This is a genomic window from Streptomyces sp. NPDC057963 (assembly GCF_042887155.1).
In the GTDB taxonomy this organism is placed as follows: Bacteria; Actinomycetota; Actinomycetes; order Streptomycetales; family Streptomycetaceae; genus Streptomyces.
Map to the genome: position 1 here is coordinate 56178 of NZ_JBHVPX010000010.1, position 19226 is coordinate 75403.

The 19226-nt window shown below is 73.1% G+C and carries 16 protein-coding genes; 7 read left to right on the top strand and 9 right to left on the bottom strand.

What is annotated here, in order from left to right; all coding sequences use genetic code 11:
* Positions 1–39 precede the first annotated feature (39 nt).
* From ACFVT1_RS23385 to ACFVT1_RS23395, 3 genes are read left to right on the top strand one after another with little or no spacing between them, the layout of a single operon-like run.
* Entirely contained in the window at positions 40–885 is an 846-nt protein-coding gene (locus ACFVT1_RS23385; protein WP_389799106.1) for an ATP-binding cassette domain-containing protein, read from the top strand.
* Entirely contained in the window at positions 882–1550 is a 669-nt protein-coding gene (locus ACFVT1_RS23390; protein ID WP_389798561.1) for an ABC transporter, read from the top strand. The genes ACFVT1_RS23385 and ACFVT1_RS23390 overlap by 4 nt, the downstream gene beginning before the upstream one ends.
* Positions 1551–1564: 14 nt before the next feature.
* The gene (locus ACFVT1_RS23395; RefSeq protein WP_389798564.1) at positions 1565–1768 is read left to right on the top strand and encodes a hypothetical protein; all 204 of its coding nucleotides are present in this window, start codon (positions 1565–1567) and stop codon (positions 1766–1768) included.
* 21 nt (positions 1769–1789) lie between these two features.
* Here the strand turns inward: ACFVT1_RS23395 and ACFVT1_RS23400 are convergent, their stop codons facing one another.
* From ACFVT1_RS23400 to zapE, 6 genes are all read right to left on the bottom strand, one after another.
* Positions 1790–2668, bottom strand: a complete 879-nt coding sequence (locus tag ACFVT1_RS23400) for a polysaccharide deacetylase family protein (RefSeq protein ID WP_389799108.1) — start codon at positions 2666–2668, stop codon at positions 1790–1792.
* A gap of 94 nt (positions 2669–2762) precedes the next feature.
* A complete protein-coding gene (locus tag ACFVT1_RS23405; RefSeq protein ID WP_389798565.1) occupies positions 2763–3152 on the bottom strand; it encodes a hypothetical protein in 390 nt (129 codons plus the stop codon).
* A gap of 3 nt (positions 3153–3155) precedes the next feature.
* Entirely contained in the window at positions 3156–4199 is a 1044-nt protein-coding gene (locus ACFVT1_RS23410; RefSeq protein WP_389798567.1) for a LacI family DNA-binding transcriptional regulator, read from the bottom strand.
* 450 nt (positions 4200–4649) lie between these two features.
* Positions 4650–6029: an alkaline phosphatase PhoX gene (locus ACFVT1_RS23415; protein ID WP_389798569.1), complete on the bottom strand. Its 1380-nt coding sequence runs from the start codon at positions 6027–6029 to the stop codon at positions 4650–4652.
* Positions 6030–6153: 124 nt separating this feature from the next.
* The gene (locus tag ACFVT1_RS23420; RefSeq protein WP_389798572.1) at positions 6154–6579 is read right to left on the bottom strand and encodes an OsmC family protein; all 426 of its coding nucleotides are present in this window, start codon (positions 6577–6579) and stop codon (positions 6154–6156) included.
* Between the two features lie 109 nt (positions 6580–6688).
* On the bottom strand, positions 6689–7816 hold the full coding sequence (gene zapE, locus ACFVT1_RS23425; protein ID WP_389798575.1) for a cell division protein ZapE: 1128 nt from the start codon (positions 7814–7816) through the stop codon (positions 6689–6691).
* Positions 7817–7853: 37 nt separating this feature from the next.
* Here zapE and ACFVT1_RS23430 point away from each other — a divergent pair, with 37 nt between their 5' ends.
* The 4 genes from ACFVT1_RS23430 (at position 7854) to msrB (ending at position 11071) form a co-directional block, all read left to right on the top strand.
* Positions 7854–8618, top strand: a complete 765-nt coding sequence (locus ACFVT1_RS23430; RefSeq protein ID WP_389798578.1) for a pyrimidine reductase family protein — start codon at positions 7854–7856, stop codon at positions 8616–8618.
* Positions 8619–8767: 149 nt separating this feature from the next.
* Positions 8768–9220 carry an indole-3-glycerol phosphate synthase gene (locus ACFVT1_RS23435; protein ID WP_389798581.1) on the top strand — a complete coding sequence of 151 codons (453 nt, stop codon included), beginning with the start codon at positions 8768–8770 and terminating at the stop codon, positions 9218–9220.
* Positions 9221–9259: 39 nt separating this feature from the next.
* On the top strand, positions 9260–10654 hold the full coding sequence (gene murC / locus ACFVT1_RS23440) for a UDP-N-acetylmuramate--L-alanine ligase (RefSeq protein WP_389798583.1): 1395 nt from the start codon (positions 9260–9262) through the stop codon (positions 10652–10654).
* A 9-nt stretch (positions 10655–10663) separates the two neighbouring features.
* A complete protein-coding gene (msrB, locus tag ACFVT1_RS23445) occupies positions 10664–11071 on the top strand; it encodes a peptide-methionine (R)-S-oxide reductase MsrB (RefSeq protein WP_362197960.1) in 408 nt (135 codons plus the stop codon).
* A 70-nt stretch (positions 11072–11141) separates the two neighbouring features.
* On the opposite strand, the gene ACFVT1_RS23450 is transcribed toward msrB, so the two are convergent.
* The 3 genes from ACFVT1_RS23450 to ACFVT1_RS23460 form a co-directional block, all read right to left on the bottom strand.
* Complete coding sequence (locus tag ACFVT1_RS23450; RefSeq protein WP_389798587.1) at positions 11142–15305, bottom strand: CHAT domain-containing protein; 4164 nt, start codon at positions 15303–15305, stop codon at positions 11142–11144.
* Positions 15302–18565, bottom strand: a complete 3264-nt coding sequence (locus tag ACFVT1_RS23455; RefSeq protein ID WP_389798588.1) for a hypothetical protein — start codon at positions 18563–18565, stop codon at positions 15302–15304. Before ACFVT1_RS23455 ends, ACFVT1_RS23450 begins: the two co-directional genes overlap by 4 nt.
* Before the next feature lie 75 nt (positions 18566–18640).
* Positions 18641–19009: an FHA domain-containing protein gene (locus ACFVT1_RS23460; protein ID WP_389798590.1), complete on the bottom strand. Its 369-nt coding sequence runs from the start codon at positions 19007–19009 to the stop codon at positions 18641–18643.
* Positions 19010–19226: the final 217 nt, after the last annotated feature.

Sequence of the window (19226 nt, forward strand, 5' to 3'; positions counted from 1 at the left end):
CGCGCGGTGGGCCGCCGGTACGGCCTCGGCGGACCATGGGTGCTGCGCGGGGTCGATCTCGATCTGCCCGCGCACGCGCTGCTCCGGATCGAGGGCGCCAACGGCACCGGCAAGTCGACGCTGCTGCGGCTGCTCGCCGGGATCGACGCCCCGACGGAGGGCCGGATCACCGGCCGCAGGCCCCGCACGGCCTACGTCCCCGAGCGGTTCCCGGCCGCGCTGCCGTTCACCGCGGCCGGGTATCTCGTCCACCTCGGCAGGATCCACGGCCTGCGGACCTCCGAGGCCGCGGACCGGGCGCAGTCGTGGCTCGCCCGCTTCGGGGCCGCCGGCCATGCCCGTACCCCTCTCGCGGAACTCTCCAAGGGAACCAGCCAGAAGGTCGCCGTCGTCCAAGCACTCCTCGCCGAACCCGAGCTGCTGGTCCTGGACGAGGCCTGGACCGGCCTCGACACGGCGGCCCGCGACGAACTGGACCGGGCCGTGGCCGAACGGGTCGCGGCGGGCTCCACCGTCGTCTTCGTCGACCACGACCCGCGGCGGCTCGCCGGGGCGGTCGACGCCGTGTTCCGGGTCGAGGGGCACGGGCTCGCCGCCGTCCCCTCGCCGCGCACGGCGGCTACGGGGCCGCGGGTACGGATCGAGGCGGCGGGCCCACCCGGCGCCGCACTCCCCACCGGGCTGCCGGGCGCACCCGCGCGCACGCCTGCGGCCGACGGGGGCGTACGGCTCACCGTCGCGGCCGCGCACTCCGACGCACTGCTGCGCGCCCTCCTCACCGCGCGCCCGCCCTGGCACATCCGACACCTGACGACCGTCCCGGTCCCCGCCACCCGGGACCAGGGAACCGTCGTGGGTACCGACCCCGCCCCCGAGGCGCCATGACCGCCCTCCTGCGCTACCAGACCGCCCTGCTGATCCGCTCCCAGCGCTGGCTCGCCCCCGTACTGCTGTACGCGGCCTTCCTCGGCATCGGCGTGCAGTCGGGGCAGCCCGTCCTCGACTCGCTCGGATACGCCGCCGCCGGGCTCCTGCCCGTCGCAGCCTGGCTCGTACAGCTCTGCGTCAACCAGGAGCCGCCCGCCGCGCGGACCGTCGCCGCCGCGGCGGCGGGATCGCCGCGGGTCCACCTCGCGTCGCTCCTCGCCGCGCTCGCGTGCGCCGGGACCCTGGGCGCGGTCGCCACCCCGATCGTGCTGCTGATCAGCAAGCCGGCCGGCACCGACGGCGCCGTCCGGGTGCATCTGCTGCCCGCCGGTCTCGCCGGGCTGCTCGCCACCGCCTGCTGCGTGCTGGTCGGGGCGGCGGCCGGCGCGCTGTGCACCCGGCCGCTGCTGCACCGGCGCGGCTGGTCCGTCGCCGGCACCGTACTCACCGCACTGCTGGCCCTGGTGACCACCGGCTCGCCCGCGAACCACGCCGTGACGGGCCTGGTCACCGGAGCGCGGACGGGCACGGTGCACCTGCCGGTCCTGCCGCTCCTGGCGGCAGCCGCCCTCGCCGCGGCGGTGGCCGCGCTCGCCTGTTGGCTCACCTCGCTGCGCGGCTGAGTAGGCTCGTACGCATGGATGAGCGCGTGGACGAGCCGTACTGCGGGACGCCGGCCGTGACCCCCGCATCCGCCGGGGCGCAGACCGCCGCGGGGCCCCCGTACGCTGAGTGCGTCCTGTGCCGGAAGCCGACCGAGTACCCGGAGGCGGTCAGGGGCATCACCCTCTGCCCGGTCTGCGAATGGCAGGAGGCCCAGCGCTCGGCCTGCTCGGGCTGACTCGGCCGGCCCGCACCCGTCCTATCCGCGCATCAGGTCGGAGACCTTCACGAAGCGGTACCCGCGCTTGCGCAGCTCCGGGACCACCTGGCGGACCGCCTCGTCCGTGACCGGCGCCGCGCTGCGGGTGCAGTGCATGACGACCACGGAGCCCGGCTTCACCCCGTCCAGCACCTGCCGCGCCACCGCGTCCGCGTCCGTGGCGAACGCGTCCCCGCTGACCACGTCCCACTGCACCGCCGTCACCTTCTCGGGCCCGAGCGCGCGCAGCGTCGCATCGTCGTAGCAGCCGCCGGGGAAGCGGAAGTACGGCACCACATGCCGCACACCGGCCTTCCGGAACGCGGCGAAGGCCCGCTCCACCTCGCCGCGCATCCCGCCCTTCGCCACGGTCGGCAGCCCGTAGCACGGCGACGTGAAGGCGTAGTGGCTGTACGAGTGGTTGGCGATCTCGAAGAGCGCGTCGGCGCCGATGGACCGGGCCTGCGCCGGGTACTCGTCGGCCCACCGCCCCGTCATGAACACCGTGGCGGGCACCTTCGACCGGCGCAGGAGTGCGATCAGCGCGGGATTGTCGAAGTGTTCCCCCGCGGCCGCGCGCGGCCCCTCGTCGGCCGTCATGTCGGCGTCGAAGGTCAGCGCCACCACCTTCTCGCCGGTCCTCGCGCCATGGGCGAAGACCGGCGTCAGCGTGCTCGGGTCCGGAGCCATGGTGGGGGGCGGCTGCTCCGTCGCGGAAGGCGCGCCCGCAGAAGGCGGTGCCGAGGCCGCGTGCGCGGGAGCATGGATGGCGGAGGGCGTACGCCCCTCGGTCGGGGTGCGGTCGGCGGTGGCGTCCCCGAGGCTCCCGCACCCGGCGAGACTGCCGAGAACCGTCCCCAGAACAGCCAAAGCGGTGATTTTCCGTACAGAGTTGGTCACTGGCGGAAAGTATCGTTTTGGCTCACGAGGAAGTGCGTGTGGCGCTTCCTGGTACCGGGAGTCGCGCGCGGATTCACCCGGGCCGTCGAGTCGGCGCCCCTCGGCCGCCGGACGGATGCTCCGCGCGCTCCTGTGCTCCCGCGCTCCTACGCGTACGCGGGAACGGCGACGACGTGTGCCGACGCGGCTCCGTTGGCCGCCTCGACGACGATCCGCAACGCCGCCGTGCGGACCGGCTCGTCCAGGGTGTGTACCTGGCGGCGGCGCCGGTTGCCGTCGTGCGGGAGACGGTCCGCCAGGTGCCGTCCGCCGCGCGTGCCTCGACGCGGTAGTCCCGCAGCAGGGTGGGCAGTGTGTCGAACGGGGCCTTGTGGTGATGGAGGTTGATCAGGTCCTCGTTGACGTCGTCATCGGCGAGGACGTCGATCCGGCGGAGCGTGACGGGCTGCGGCCGGGCCAGCATCGTTCACTTCCCGTCGGGGCCGGCCGCGGGGGGTGCGGATGCCGGAGCGGGCCCCGTGGAGGCGCGCGGGATCAGGCGGGAGCCGATCTCCACGTACGGGGTCCCGTCGCCGGTCGTCCGGTGGCCGGCCGTTCGGCTGCCGTTCGTTCGGCTGTTGATCGTTTCGATGAGGAGGTCGCCGGCCCGGCCGGCCACCTCCTCGGGGTCGATCCTGATCGTGGTCAGGCTGGGCGTGGAGACGGAGGCCAGCAGTGTGTCGTCGATGCCGACGACGCTGACGTCCCCCGGCACGCTGACGCCGAGGCCCGCCAGCTGGTGCAGCACGCCAAGGGCGACCAGGTCGTTGTGGGCGACGACCGCCGTGGCCCCGTGCGAGGCGGCCAGCGTCGCAGCGTGCACACCGGTCTCGAACCGCGGTTCGTACGGGCCGAGTTCGACGAGGGAGAGGCCCATCGCCTCGAAGGACTCGCGAATCGGCCTGCTGCGGTTGAGCTCGGGCCGCGAGGCGTTGATGTACGCACAGCGCCGGTGGCCGTAGGCACCCAGATGCTCGACGGCCTGGGACATGCCGGCCGACAGCGAGATCCGTACCTCGGGAATGCCCGGTACATGGCGGTTCACGATCACCACCGGCATCCGGGCGGCGAGTTCGCGCAGCCGGTCCTCGGCAAGCGTGGAGGCCCAGAGGATCAGGCCGTCGACCCGCTGGGAGAACGCCGTGATCGTGTCCAGCTCGTCCTGCTCGCGCTCGTCGCTGTCGGCGACCAGGACCGTGTAGTCCAGGCGCCGGGCGCGGGCCTGCATCGCCTTGACGATCGGCGGGAAGAACGGGTTGGTGATGTCCGGGACGATCAGCCCGAGGGTTCCGGTGCTGCCGCCCCGCAGACTCCGCGCCGCCGGGTTGGGGGAGTAGCCGAGCCCGGCCGCGGCGTCGAGGATGCGCTGCCGGGTCTTCGCCTGGACCTGGCCGGGCGCGGTGAACGCACGGGACACCGTCGACACCGAGACGCCCGCGGCGCTCGCCACTTCCCGGATGGTGACTGCCACGGCTGTCCTCTCGCTTCTTGCGGAACGTGGAGGATCCTTGCGAACGTCCCCAGGCGTGTCAAGAGCACTTCTCTGAGGGAAATCCGCTGTGTGCAGGGGGGTTGTGCCGAGTCCCGCTCATCGCTGGGATGCGATCCCGATGGCCGTCATGAAACTGCGGGAACGATTTCATGGAAGTGCGGCATGGAGATCACCGGCCTCGAAGGGCCGGCTCCCCCCGACCGCGGCGACAGCACGGTGCCAGCCGCGGCCGACACCGGCGAGGGCGTCCACGGTCCTGGGCGAGTCGGTGCCAGGACCCGGCAGGAGGTTCGGCGTTCCGGTGCGCGAATTTCTCGGCGGCCGGATGCGTGACCACGTCGCCGCCTCGTGCCGGGGCGCACGGCAGGAGGGGGGCGGACGGCAGAAGGGGGCGGACGGCGACCGCCCGCCCCCCGACGCGTCAGTGCGTCAGTGCCACGGCCCCGTCACCGCGAACGTCGTTCCCGGCGTGTAGCAGTTGACGAACATCGTCCCGCCGTCCGGCGCGAACGTGACCCCGGCGAACTCGCCCCACTCGGGCTCCTCGGCCGTCCCGATGTTCTGCCGGCCGCGCGCCATCGGGTACACCTCGCCGCCCCGCGTCAGGCCGAACACATGCTGCGCGCCGCCGCCGTCCTCGCACACCATCAGCCCGCCGTCGGAGGCCAGGCAGATGTTGTCGGGGGATTCGCCGGGCAGCTGGATGTCCGTACCGGGGCCGAAGACGATCACCAGCGTGAGGCGGCGCCGCTTCGGCTCGTACCGCCACACCTGGCCGTAGTGGTCGGCCGCCGAACCCTGCGAGCTCCGCGCGAAACTGGAGACGAAGTAGACCGCGGAACCTCCCCAGTAGCAGCCCTCCAGCTTCTGCGCGTGTGTGATGCCCCCGGGGCCGAAGTTCTGGAACCGGATCGGGGTCCCGGCGGCCAGCGGATCCGGTACGGGCACCCACTCGATGCCCTCGAAGCTCGCACCGGTCTCCTGGACCACGGAGAGGTCGGGGACGCCCGGCACCCGCATGGCCTCCAGATGGCCGCCCGCCTGCAGCGAACCGGTCCCGCCGAGCGGCTTTCGCGGCAGGAACCGGTAGAAGAGCCCGAACGGCTTGTCGAAGGCGTCCTCCGTCTCGTACACGATCCCGCTCTTCGGATCGATCGCAATCGCCTCGTGCTGGAAGCGGCCCATCGCGGTGAGCGGCACCGCCCCGGTGCGGTGCGGATCGGCGCCGTCCACCTCGAAGATGAAGCCGTGGTCCTTGGTGTAGCCGTTGGTGCCGGCCTTGTCCTCGGTCTCCTCGCAGGTCAGCCAGGTGTTCCAAGGAGTGCGGCCGCCCGCGCAGTTCACCGCGGTACCGGCGATGGCGACGCGTTCGCCGAGGACGTTGTTGCGGCCGTCCAGCTCCAGGGCTGTGCAGCCGCCCTTGCCCATCGGGTCGTAGGTCAGGCCCTCGACGGCCGGGACCGCGATGGTGGCGGTGACGCGGTTCTCGTGGTTGCGCACAAGACGGACGTGTCCGTGCCGGCCCGCGAAGGCGGCCATGCCGTCGTGGTTGCTGGGGACCCGGCCCTCGCCGGAGCGGAGCGGGTCGCCCTCCCGGGACAGGACCCGGTAGCGGAAGCCCTTCGGGAGGTCGAGCAGACCGTCCGGGTCGGGCACCAGCGGGCCGTAGCCGCTGTGTCCCCGGGCGGCGGCGGTACCCGCGAAGAGTTCGGAGAACGCCCCGGCGAAGGCGATCGAGGCAACGGCCGCGCCGCTGCCGGCCAGGACCTGTCGTCGTGTTGCGGGTCGTCGTGACACAGCTGATGACATGAGGCAACTCCCTGCTGGCGGACAGGTGAAGTGACCCGCATGTGTGTACCACGCGTATCCGCGCGCGGGAACCATGCGGGCCACTGGGCCTCTTGTGTGTCACGGGCCCGCAGGGCCCGTGGAATCAGGCCAGGGAAGCGGCGAGCGTGATCGTCGTGCCCGTGAGCGCCTGGCTGACCGGGCAGTTCGCCTTGGCGTCCTCGGCGGCCTTGACGAAGCCCGCCTCGTCGAGACCCGGCACCTCGCCCTGGACGGTGAGGTGGATGCCGGTGATGCCGGTACCGGGCTGGAAGGTGACCTCGGCCCGGGTGTTCAGCCGGGTCGGCGGGGTGCCGGCCGTGGCCAGGCCGTTGGACAGCGCCATCGAGAAGCAGCTGGAGTGGGCCGCCGCGATGAGCTCCTCGGGGCTCGTCCTGCCGTTCGCCTTCTCCGCGCGCGACGGCCAGGAGACCTCGTAGTCGCCGATGCCGGAGGAGTCGAAGGTGACGACGCCCTTGCCCTCGATCAGGTTGCCTTCCCAGACCGTGTGCGCCTGACGCGTGGTAGCCATGCTGGATCCCTTCAAACGGTGTGCGCGGTTGAATACGGGAGATCCGAGGCGCCCGGGGGGGCCTCGGCCGGTACTGCCCGAACCCGCTCCGGACGGTACGCCCCCGAACCTACTGCGCCACCAGGGCCTTTGCGTCGCGCGCCAGCGCCGTCAGCCGGGAGATCGCCCGGAAGTACTTCTTCCGGTACCCGCCGTTCAGCATGTCGTCGCTGAACAGCCTGTCGAACGGCACCCCGGAGGCGAGCACCGGGACCTCCCGGTCGTACAGCCGGTCGGCGAGAACGACGAGCCGCAGCGCGGTCGACTGGTCCGGCACCGGCTGGACACCGGTGAGGCAGACCGCCCGCAGACCGTCCGTCAGCGCGCCGTAGCGGCTCGGGTGGACCCGGGCGAGGTGGTCGAGGAGCGAGGGGAAGTCGTCCAGGCTGGCGCCCCCGGTGGCGTACGCGGCCTTGGTGACCTGCCCGTCGGAGTATGGTGCGGGGGCCTCGGGCAGCCCGCGGTGGCGGTAGTCCTCGCCGTCGATCCGCAGCGGACGGAAGTGCGCGGAGAGCCCTTGGATCTCCCGCAGGAAGTCGGCGGCGGCGAACCGGCCCTCACCGAGCTTGCCGGGCAGCGTGTTGGAGGTGGCGGCGAGCGCGACCCCGGCCTCGACCAGTCGGCTGAGCAGCGACGACACCAGCACCGTGTCGCCCGGGTCGTCCAGTTCGAACTCGTCGATGCACAGGAGCCGGTGTCCGCTCAGCGTCCGGACGGTCTGCTGGAAGCCCAGCGCGCCGACCAGGTTCGTCAGCTCGACGAAGGTGCCGAACGCCTTCAGCGAGGATTCGGCGGGCGTGGCGTGCCAGAGGGAGGCCAGCAGGTGCGTCTTGCCGACGCCGTAACCGCCGTCGAGGTAGACCCCGAGGGGGGCCGCAGGGGCCGAAGGCTTCTTGTTGCCGAACCGCCACCACCCCTCCGAGGAAGCGCCGCGCGCTTTTCTGCTCCTGCCCGAGCCGCTGGCGTGCGCCCCGCCGAGCCCGGCCGCGAACCCGCTCAGGACCTCGACCGCCTCGACCTGGCTCGGCTGGTCGGGGTCCGGGACATACGTATCGAAGCGTACGGAGTCGAAGCGCGGCGGTGGCACCATCTCGGCGACCAGGCGGTCGGCGGGAACGTGCGGCTCAAGGGCGCACAGGGACAGCGGGGCCGTTTCGGCTATGGGGCTCTGCCCCGGCACGGCGGTGGAGGACGACACAACTCTCTAGCTTAAGCGCCGTGCCAGACTGCACAGCATGCGACGCCTGTTCCCTGTGACGGACCTGACACCCGCCGACGACGAGGGGGAGTGGAGCCTGGACGATCTGGCCGCGGCCTACGCGTACCCCGAGCCGGACGGCCCCTGGCTGCGCGCCAACATGGTGTCGACGCTCGACGGAGCCGCCCAGCACGACGGACGCTCGCAGCCGATCTCCTGCGCGAGCGACATGCGGATCTTCGGCACCCTGCGCGGGCTGGCCGACGCGGTCGTGGTGGGGGCGGAGACGGTACGGCTGGAGGGTTACCGGCCCGCCAGGGCGCGCGAGGCATTCGCCGCCCGCCGGGCTGCGGCCGGACAGGGGGCCGCGCCGGCGATCGCCGTGGTGAGCGGCAGCCTGGACCTGGACTTCTCGCTGCCGCTCTTCGTCTCGCCGCTCGTCCCGACCCTCCTGCTGACCGGCGCCGGGGCCCCCGCGGACCGGATCGCGGCGGCACGGCGGGCGGGCGCCGAGGTGGTGATCGCGGGGGAGGGCTCCCGGGTGGACCCCGACCGGGCCGTACGGGAGCTGGCGGATCGCGGACTCACGCGGCTGCTGACCGAGGGCGGCCCCAGGATGCTGGGTCAGTTCGTGGCGGCCGACGTACTGGACGAGCTCTGTCTGACCCTCTCTCCGATGCTGACCGCCGGAGACGCGCAGCGGATCGCCGGAGGCCCCTCGGTGGCCGTGCCGGAACGATTCGCCCTGGCCTCGGTGCTGGAAGAGGCCGGGTTCCTCTTCACCCGATACCGTCGGATCTGACCATCAGCGGAATTTATCGTTCCGGTTAGCTTCCGGTGGGCACAATTACTCTCGCAGACCCCGTGTGAGCACGGGGAAGGATGGTTTCAGCAGAGACCGGCGACGGTCACTGAAGCAGAAGGGCGCCAGTGGTGTTCACCAGCGTTTTGATGATCGAGAAGGCCCTCACCTCCGAGGACGTCGAGTTCGTCACCACCCTGCACGGGGAGGAGCAGACCTCCTTCGTCGTGCTCATGCAGCCGCGCGGTGACCAGGCCGATGTGCTGTTGCGGGCCATCGACGACCTGGCGATGGGCGAACTGAAGGAAGCCGCCCGCGAGGCCGAGGAGCCGGAGGGCGGGGATGCCCGGCAATCCGCCGAACTGGCGCTCGAAGTGTCGCTCGAAGCGCTGCGGCAGGCAGGCTCCGAAGCGGTCGGGCAGGTGATCGAGGAGCACCCGCTGGACAAGCTGAAGACCGTGGTCGACGACGCGGCGGCGGACGAGGTCATCGTGCTGACCGCGCCGCACTACGTGGAGGAGTTCTTCCACCGGGACTGGGCGTCGAGAGCCCGTCACAAGGTCGGCGTACCGGTGCTCAAGCTCTTCGCGCACAGCGAATAGGCTGTGCGCGAATCACATCGACTTTTGGGAGACACACGCATGGCACCCGGTATTCCTGCCGCCATGGAACGGCCGCACTTCATCGGCATCGGCGGCGCCGGAATGTCGGGCATCGCGAAGATCCTCACCCAGCGCGGTGCGAAGGTCGCGGGCAGTGATGCCAAGGAATCGGGTACGGCCGAGGCGCTGCGGGCGCTGGGAGCGACCGTCCACATCGGGCACGCCGCCGCACATCTGGCGGACGACGCCTCGTGCGTGGTCGTCTCCAGCGCCATCCGCCCGGACAACCCGGAGCTGGTGCGCGCCGCCGAGCTGTCGATCCCCGTCGTCCACCGCTCCGACGCGCTCGCCTCCCTGATGGAGGGCGCGCGCGCGATCGCGGTGGCCGGTACGCACGGCAAGACGACCACCACGTCGATGCTGGCCGTCGCCCTGTCCGGACTGAACCTCGACCCCTCGTACGCCATCGGCGGCGACCTCGCCGGACCCGGCACCAACGCCGCGCACGGCGAGGGCGCGATCTTCGTCGCCGAGGCGGACGAGAGCGACCGCAGCTTCCAGAAGTACGACCCCGAGGTCGCGATCGTCCTCAACGTCGAGCTGGACCACCACGCGAACTACGCCTCGATGGACGAGATCTACGAATCCTTCGAGAAGTTCGCGGGCAAGATCGTCCCCGGCGGCACCCTGGTGATCGCCGCCGACCAGCCCGGCGCCGTCGAGCTGACCGAGCGGGTGCGCGCGCTCTCGTCGGTGAAGGTCGTCACCTACGGCGAGTCCGAGACCGCCGACGTACGGGTCCACAAGGTCACCCCGCGCGGTCTGACCAGCGAGGTCACGGTGGTCCTGAACGGCAGGTTCCTCACGTTCACCGTCTCCGTGCCCGGCCGCCACTACGCCCACAACGCGGTCGCCGCCCTCGCCGCCGGTGTCGCCCTCGGTATCCCGGCCCACAACCTCGCCTCGGCCCTCGGCACGTACACCGGGGTCAAGCGCCGCCTCCAGCTCAAGGGCGAGGCGGCGGGCGTGCAGGTCATCGACTCGTACGCGCACCACCCGACCGAGATGGCCGCGGACCTCGAAGCGATGCGCGGCGCCGCGTCCGACGCCCGCCTCCTGGTCGTCTTCCAGCCCCACCTCTTCTCCCGCACCCAGGAGCTCGCCACCGAGATGGGCCAGGCCCTCGCGCTGGCCGACACCTCCGTGGTCCTGGACATCTACCCGGCCCGCGAGGACCCGGTCCCCGGCGTCACCAGCGCCCTGATCATCGACGCGGCGAGGGCGGCGGGCGCCGATGTCACCGCCGTCCACGACAAGGCGGCGGTTCCCGCGGCCGTCGCGGGAATGGCGAAGCCCGGCGATCTCGTTCTCACCATGGGGGCGGGTGATGTCACGGACCTCGGCCCGCAGATCCTGGACCACCTGTCGAGCTGAGGGAGCGACGTGTCGTACGACATCGAGAAGCCGGACGAGCAGTGGCGGTCGGAGCTGACCCCCGCCGAATACGCGGTCCTGCGGCAGGCCGGCACGGAACCCGCCTTCGTCGGTGAATACACCGACACCAGGACCACGGGCGTCTACTCCTGCCGTGCCTGCGGCGCGGAGCTGTTCCGCTCCGACACCAAATTCGAGTCGCACTGCGGCTGGCCGTCCTTCTACGACCCGAAGGACACGGACGCGGTCGAACTGATCCAGGACCGCAGCCACGGCATGGTCCGCACCGAGGTCCGCTGCGCCCGCTGCGGATCACACCTCGGCCACGTCTTCGAGGGCGAGGGGTACCCGACCCCGACGGACCAGCGGTACTGCATCAACTCGATCTCGCTGCGGCTCACTCCCGACGAGGGCTGAGACCGCATCCCGCTCCGGGCGGCGCCGGGTGGGGACGCGGGCGGTTCCGCGTCCGTGGGGGGCAGGCCCCTCAGCGTCCCTGACAGGCGAACGCCGCCCACAGTTCCAGGGCGGCCGGATCGACGTCGTACAGGATGTCGGCCACCGCGCGAGGCATGTCGTCGGGGACCTCGCGGTCCGGGTCCAGCAGCCACAGCTGGGCCTCGCGCAGCGCCCGTACCGGCGTGGCGCCCCTGCGGAGGCGGTCGTGGAAGACGTACATCACGAGGCCCGTCGGTCCGTCCGGGACCTCCCAGCGCGAGCCGACGACGCCGGTGGCCCCGGCGGCGAGGAAGGCCGTCGACAGCGTCAGGGCCTCGTCCAGGTCGTCGCCCGCGTGGTCGCTCACACAGGCGTCGAGGACCACGAGGCCGCCCGGGGTGCCGGGCGGGCGGCCCCTGGCCTGGCGCAGGATCTCGCGGATCGACAGATGACCGGCATCCTCCCGGCCGCTTCCGCCGTCGGGGGCGGCCAGCAGGAGATGGGCGTCCAGGGGCGAGGCACTGGAGGGGCGGGCGTGGCAGGCCAGGTGGAGGACGGACGCCCCGGCCCGTTCGCGGCCGGGCAGGGCGGCCAGGACCTCGGCGGGCGAGCCGGGGCCGTTCGCACGGCGCACCTTGCCCAGCAGGAGGCCCCGCGGGTAGAGGGCGGTATGGATCTGCCGGGCCTCGGCGGCGGCGCCGGGCAGGGTGTCGTCCGGGTTGCCGACGATCACCGGATGGGCGTCCAGCGCCGGCCGGGGACGGTTGTGCGCCTCCTGGAACTGGCGGGCGGAGGCCGCGTAGGAGAGCGTGAGGCGCTCGACGGCGTGGACCGGCCGGCCGCCGTCCCGCAGGCCGCTGCTGAGCAGGGCGGCGTGCCAGGGTATGCCGCCGAGGTCGCCGAACGGCACCAGGACGAGATGGGGCGCGGGGCCCGCCTCGCTGATCAGCGGTGAGCGGGAGAGCGGTCCCATCACCACCGGCCCGGCCCAGTCGCACAGTTCCTCCAGCGCGGTACGCCAGCGCACGTGCGCGTCCAGGTGCTCGGGGCCGTCGGCGGGCAGCAGGTCCAGTGCGGCCTGGCGGTGGCGGTGCGCGGCCCGGTACGTCTCCAGGACGTCGAGGCTCTGGCGCCGCAGGAGGCCGAAATCGACCGTGCCGACCCGCCCGTCCCGGGTGACGACGACCGCGCCGCCGCTGTTGCCCACGCCGGCCGGCAGGAGTTCCGCACCGCCCGGCGGCAGGAGGTAGACGAGCGCGTGGGCGCCGGCCGCCCGCAGCGTGGCGGCGATCCCGTCGGGGGTGGGCGCGGTCGTCAGCGCGGTGCCCGCGTCCGACCGGGCCAGGGCCGTGAGCGCGCGCTGCCGCAGGTCGTCGGGGAGCGGTGGTTCGACGCCCGGACCGAGCGTCCCGAGCAGTGAGCCCGGACCGTCCGGTGAGCCCGGACCGTCCAGCGGTGTCCCGAAGCCGGTCACCGCCGGTGCCGCACGGCCACCCGCCCCGCCCTCCCACTCCTCGGCGAGGTCCGCCCGGCCGGCTTCACGCAGCAGGGCGGCCACGTCGGAGGTGGTCGTGGAGGCGTGCAGCACCTGTCCGCGCCCCAGCTCAAGGGCCTCCACGGCACCGCCCAGGTCGCCGTCCGCCAGACACCACCGGGCGATCTGCAACGCCCGGTCGGCCGCCGTGCGGGCCATCTGGAGCGCCGACTCGGCGGCGGCCTGGAGCAGGACGACGGTGGCCGCCTCGCGCAACGCGGCGATGCCCGCCTGCCGCGCGGCCGCGCCGTCGCCGGGTGCCGAGCGGGCGCGCAGGGCGTCCGCGAGCACATTGCCGAGCAGGGTGCTCACCGGGGACGGGGCCCGGTCACGGATCCGCTCGCGCGTCGCCCGCGCCACGTCGACGGCGCGGTCGGCGTCGGCCGGAACCCCGGCGTGCCGGAAACGGACGAGGAGCAGGGTCGCGTACATCGCGTTCGACCGGAGCCCCTCCTGGCTGTCCGGCGACACCAGGGCCAGTGCCTCCCGCAGCATCCTCTCCGCCCCTTCGATGCCGCTGGGGTTGTACGGCACGTACGAGGTCATGAGCAGCGCGCCCGCCGTCCGCAGCAGCAGTCTGGGGCGCTCCTGGTGCTCCTCCGGCAGGGCCTCGACCGTTTCGATCATGAGGAGGAGCCCGTCCACGCGGTCCTGCGGGGTGCCGCCGTCGTAGGAGTGGATCAGCAGCAGCAGACCGTAGTCCGCTCCGATCGGCAGACGCAGCGGGTCGTCCGGCGCGAGGGAGTCCCGCAGCCTGCGCATGGCGGCGACGGCCGCTGCCGTCCCCTCCTTGTTCCGGAAGGTGAGAGCGACCATGAACTGGAGCTGCACAAGGCCCTGTTCGAGCGCGGGGCGGTCCCGCTCGACCACTCGGAGGTCGGCGGGCGCCACCGAGGCGCCGTTGTCCAGAGCCGCGTTGACCTCGTGCAGGTAGCGGTGTGCCGTCTGAAGGTCCTGGAGGTCCCCACCCGCGAGATAGCGCTGGTAGAGGGCGAGCGACAGGTTCTGCAGATAGACGATTCGGTTCACGTTGTCGGCCGGCGTCTGGCGGAACGCCGCCGTGAGATGACGGATCGACGCGTCGAGGTCGTCGGAGGAGTGGGACAGGGCATGGCGCCGGCTGAGCGCCGAGGCGTACGTGCCGTGCACCTCGGAACCGAAGCCGGGCGAGTCGGACGGCTTCAGCATCGACTCGTTCAGCAGGGCGATGGTGCGGTCGATGCCCTCCAGGTCCGCTCCCGGGCCGTCGTCCGCGAGGCCGGCGTGCGCGAGCTGGTTGAGCAGGTCGCTGCGCAACGGGTCGTCGGCGGCTTGTAGTTCCACCGCGCGTTCCAGGTGGAACGCGGCCTCCCCGACGTCGTAGCGCTCGGGCTCGCGGTCGTGCAGGGCGTTGAGCAGGGAGCCGAGGAGCGCATGGCTGGGTGGGCGCCGGTCGTCCTCCTCGGAGAGCCCGGCGAGCGCTTCGCGCAACAGACCGATCGCCTCCTCCTGCTGCGGGCTCGGGACCGGGCCGGCCGGGTCGGTCGGGTCGGTCCGCTCCGCGAGCGCCGCCCCCAGGATCGCCGCCACCCGGGCGTGGTCCGGGTCGTCGTGGCCGATCAGGCGGTGCAGGTCACGCAACCGCGCGAGATACGCCGGGCGGTCGTCGGGCAGGGCGCGTCCGCCGCCCCGCTCCCGGTAGACATCGACGAGGTGGCCGCTCGCGAACACCCGGGCGGGATGCTCGTCCGGGGCGGTCGCGGCCAGCAACTCCAGGTGGTGAACGGCTCGTTCGGCGTCGGCGGCCTCCGGGGACGCCTGGAGGAGCCGTACCAGCTGCACCCGGGTCTCCAGCTCCAGCTGGTCGGCCTCGTCCGCCCAGGAACCGGTGCCGTCCGCCGCCGGTGCCCAGCCGGGCGGACGTATCTCGGCGAGCAACTCCTCCAGTGCGCCCGCCGAGTCCCGCAGATCGTCGGCGTCGCGGTCGCGCACATAGCGGTCGCCGAGCGCGCAGGCGTACGTGACGAGCAGGCCCGGGTGGGCTTCCTCGCCCAGGAGCCGCAGCCCCTCCTGGAAGGCGGCGAGTGCCTCGTCGAGGTCGTCGTGCGTCTTGGGGAGTGGTGTGCTGCCGGGGTCCGGGGCTGCGTGTGTGTCCGGGGAGGGTGTGTTGCCGGGGTCCGGTGTGCTGTCCGGAGCCCGAGCCGGAGCCGGGACCGGGACCGGGGTCGCGGGCGCGCTCGGAGCCGGTGCGTCGTCGGGGTCCGGGTTCTCGTGCCGGTCGTGCAGCAGCAGCGCATGTCGTACGCAGGCGGTGGCGTACATGGGATCCCCGTCGGGGAGAGTGGCCCGGCTCAGCGCGAGCAGCGGCGCCGCCGCCCGCCGCAGTGCGTAGGGGGCGTCGATGCCGTACGGCTCCGCCTGACCGGTGGCGGCCTGCCAGTACCCCACCGACAGGGTGAGGCCCAGCAGGAACCGGGCGCGGGCCAGCGCGTACGGATCGGCCACCGCACCCTGTCGCTCCAGCGCGTCGCGGGCGCGCAGCAGCACCGCGCGGCAGCGGTTCCACGACAGGGCCGCGTCCTCGGGCCGCTCCTGCTCGTCATGGTGTTCGAGCAACTGCTCGGCGAGATCGAGCAGTTTGAGCGGCCCGGTGCCGGGCGCGGGTTCCGGCGGGGCGGGCATGGCCGTCGCCGCCGTCATCGTGCGGCACCCCGGGTGCGGCGCACGGCGAAGCCGCCCGCGTACGCGCTCAACGGCAGGGCGAGCAGCAGCGCCGCCCAGAAGGCCGCGTGCCCCCAGGTCGCGGCGGTTTCGGCGAAGAGGCCGCGCAGCACGGGCAGGCTCGCCGCCTCGGCCGGCTCGACCGGCGGCGGCAGCAGGCCGAACACGGTCACCACGGCGACGGCCCACCAGAACATCCGGCGGGCGATCGCCGGCCGGCACAGCGCTGCCACCGCGCTGACCGCGGCACAGGCCAGCATGTACTGCGACTGGTAGGAGGCGCCCTGCTGACCGGTTCCCCACGAGGCGAGCGTGCGGTGTTCCCCGCTGAGCGCGACCCGCATCTCGACGGCCGCCCACAACACCGTGACCAGAGTGAGCAGCGAGGCGGCGGCGAACAGCACGCGGTCCCGGGTGCCGTCCACCCCGGTACGCCACCTGCCGGGGTTCTGGTAGGGGCGCTCCGGGAGCCCCGCGCGGGCGCGGCGCCGTTCTGCCCGCTCGCGCCGCAACCGGGTCTGCTCCTGCTCCTCGCCGCGTGCCGCGCGCAGCAGCCGCCGGGCGAGCCCCATGAGCAGCAGGCATGCCACTGGGAAGCAGATCAGAGCCATGACTCCGTTCCAGCTCTGCCAGCCGCCCTCGAAGTGGCGCAGGCGCTCTGCCAGCCACTCCGGGGCGTGCAGCAGGTCGAGCGGGGGAAGGTCCGGGCGCGCGTAGCCGATGTAGGACGCGATGCCCGCCCCGGCCAGCAGCAGGCGGCCGGGCACCCGGGTGGGGGCCGCCGCAAGGGCCAGGGCCCCGGCCAGCGCCACCGCGAACAGCCCGGTCTGGGTCGCGGCCGCGGCGTCGGCGGCACGGCCGAGCGGGGCGGTGATCGCGTCGGCCGGCTTCAGGGCCTTCCCGCCGAGCCCGCTGTCATGGACGGCCCGGAGCATCGCGCCGGACCGGATCAGCAGCCAGATCACCGCGAACATCGTGGCCGCCGCGCCGAGCCGTCGTAGCAGGGGAGGCCGGACCGCCGTCCACCATTCGGCAAGGGTGACCTCGTGGTCCTGCCCGATCGCGTCGGCGCGGAGCACCCGGGGCAGCAGGACGGTGGCGGCGACCAGCGCCGCACGCCCCCGCACCGTCTGCGTGTCACCGCCCGACGCCCGGCGGTGCAGGTCCGCCCAGTGGCGGAGAAATCCGGCGTCCTCCTTGCGGCGGCGCAGTACGGCGGTCGCCCGATGGCGCAGTGCGCCCAGCTGGGCCAGGACGGCGAGCAGGACCACCGGCGCCCTGGCGGCGAGTGGGGCGAGCGTGCCCGGCAGCCCGGCGAGCGGGACCAGGGCCTGTTTGCGGTTCTCGGGGTGCACGATCAGGGCGGCGGCCAGGCTGTACGCGGCGTTCGTCTCGTACGTGTTGAGGTCGCCGCTGCTGTTGTCGCGACGTCCGAGCGTGCGGGCCCGAGCACGGACCTCGGCCACCGTGCGGGGCAGTTCGTCCGCGAGGGTGAGCAGCACCTGGCAGCTTCCGCCTTCGCACCGGTCGTGGTGGCAGACGAACCCGGCGGCGACGGTGGGCACGGAGGCGGCCAGGAGCTCGTCGATGAACGCCACCGCGCCGCCACCCTGGGCGATCCGTGCGATGCCCTCCGCGTCCACGCGCCGGCCCCGGTACTGAGGCGTCGCCGTGGGGGCGAACACGGCGACGAACGCGAGCGCGGCGACGGCCGCGCGGACCGGCCGGTCCCGGCCGCGTTCGAGTGCGAGCAGTTGTCCGCTGTCGTACGAGGTGTCGTCCAGCTCGTCGCGGAGCCAGGCCGCCAGTCGCGGGCCGCCCTCTCCGGCGAGCCACTTCGCGGCCGCCTCGGACTCCTGGGCCATCGCGGCGGCGAGGCTCTCCGCCTCGTGGTGGGCCTCGCCGCGGAAGGTGATGGGCCGGTTGGCGTGGCGCGCGGCGCTCGGTGCCTCGTCGGGAGCGGCGGGCCGGACGACGGCCGGGACCTCTCCCTTCAGCCACCGTTGGACCTCGGCCGCGGTCCAGCGGTCGTCGGGGTCCTTGGTGAGCAGACCCTGGAGCAGCAGGTTCTGCCGGGCGTCGGTGACCGCGCTCAGGTCGACCTCGTTGTTGAGGATCAGCCCCCTGGTCCAGGCCTCGTCGGTGATCTGGGCGTCGTCGCCGAGGATGTACAGCGGGCGGCCGGTGAACACCTGGTACAGCACCAGGCCGAGGGTCCACCACGGGGTGGCTCTGAGGTTCTGCTTGACGATCTGTTCGGGCGCCATGTACAGAGCCGTGATCTGGAAGTCGTGGTAGCTCTGGCTCGCGGAGAACCTCGCGATGCCGCCGAAGTCCGCGACGACGAACTCGCTCCGGCCGCCGGGCCGCGACCTGACCAGAATGTTGGCGGGCTTCAGATCCAGCGGGTTGCGGTCGATGCGCGTCTGCCAGAAATCCAGCAGACCCGCGAGTTCGCGGACGGTCTCCTCGGCCCGCGTCCGGTCGTTGCGCCGCCTGCCGTCGCGCAGACCCCCGGTGAGGTGGTCGTCGAGCGTCGTGGGCAGGTACTCCATCGCCACCCAGCCGCAGACGGTGGGCCCGACAGCGATCTCGCCGAACTCGTGGATCCGGGGAACGTGGCGCACGAACTCGGGTGTCGCGAGGTGTTCGAGGGTGTCCATGTCCATGGCCTGACCCGGGTGGGCGACCTTCACCGCCGCGTCGGTGCCGTCGGCGAGCCGCCGCACGTGCCAGACGGTTCCCTCGCTTCCGGTACCCGCGACGCCGCGGGGCTCGTAGCGGTCGAGCAGCCCTTGAGGGAACTCTCCCCGCGCGGTGTTGCGGGCCTCGCGACGGGTGGGCGGGTCGGCACGAGGGGGCCGGGGACGGGTGGGTGCATCGGGCGGTACCGGATCGGGGTGTCGGCCGGGCGTGGACGGGCCGGGCGGCTGCGGTGGTACGGAGTCCGAGTGCTGGGCGCGGGTGGGTGGGCTGGGCGGCTTCGCCGGTATGGGGTCGGGGTTCTGTTTGCGGGTGGGTGGGCTGGGCGGCTTCTCCTGCGCCGAGCCGGAGTTCTGTTTGCGGGTGGGTGGGCTGGGTGTTTGCGGTGGTACGGAGTCCGAGTGCTGGGCGCGGGTCGGCGGACCGGGCGGTTTCGCCTGCGCCGAGCCGGAGTTCTGTTTGCGGGTCGGCGGGCTCACGCGCTCGCGCGGTGGTTCGGCGTTGCCTGCCGGGTCATCGGTCGATTTGTCGGCCATGAGGGTCCTCGTTCCCCGGCGCACCATCCGGTGCGCGCGGATGACGGTCGTTGAGCTGACGGTTGTCGGGCCCGGTCAGCGGGGTGCGCCGAACTCGTCGAGTTCGACGACGGTCACCTCGACGTCCTCGGCCAGCCGGAGCCGGTGGCGTCCGGGCCACAGCCGGGTGGGGCCGGTGATTCTCTCGCCGTCGACATACGTGCCGTTGGCGGACTCGGTGTCCCTGATGCAGAGGTGCCCCGAGCGCCAGTACAGCTCGGCGTGCCTGCGGGAGATCTGGTCGAGCCCGGCCAGACCCGGCACATGCGCGCACTCCGGGGCGTCGCGACCGACCGGGGTGGGCCTCTCGCCCTCGCTGCGCAGCGGTACGAGCGCCCCGGCGAGGACCAGGGCCAGCCGGATCGGTGCCGGTGCCTGTGCCGGTGTCTGTGCAGACGCAGGCACGCGTGCAGGCGTCGGTGCGGGGCGGGGACGGCGACCGGGGACGGGCGGCGGGACGGCTGGGCCGGAGGGACGGGCGGCACGGTCGGCGCCGACGGACCGGCCGACCGGTGCGCGGCCGCCTGCCGCGGCCCCGGGGCCACCGTCGACGGCCGCGTCGCCCCTGTCGTTCCCGCCGCTCCCGCGGGCCGTGTTCCGGCGGGACACCTGGTCGTCGTTC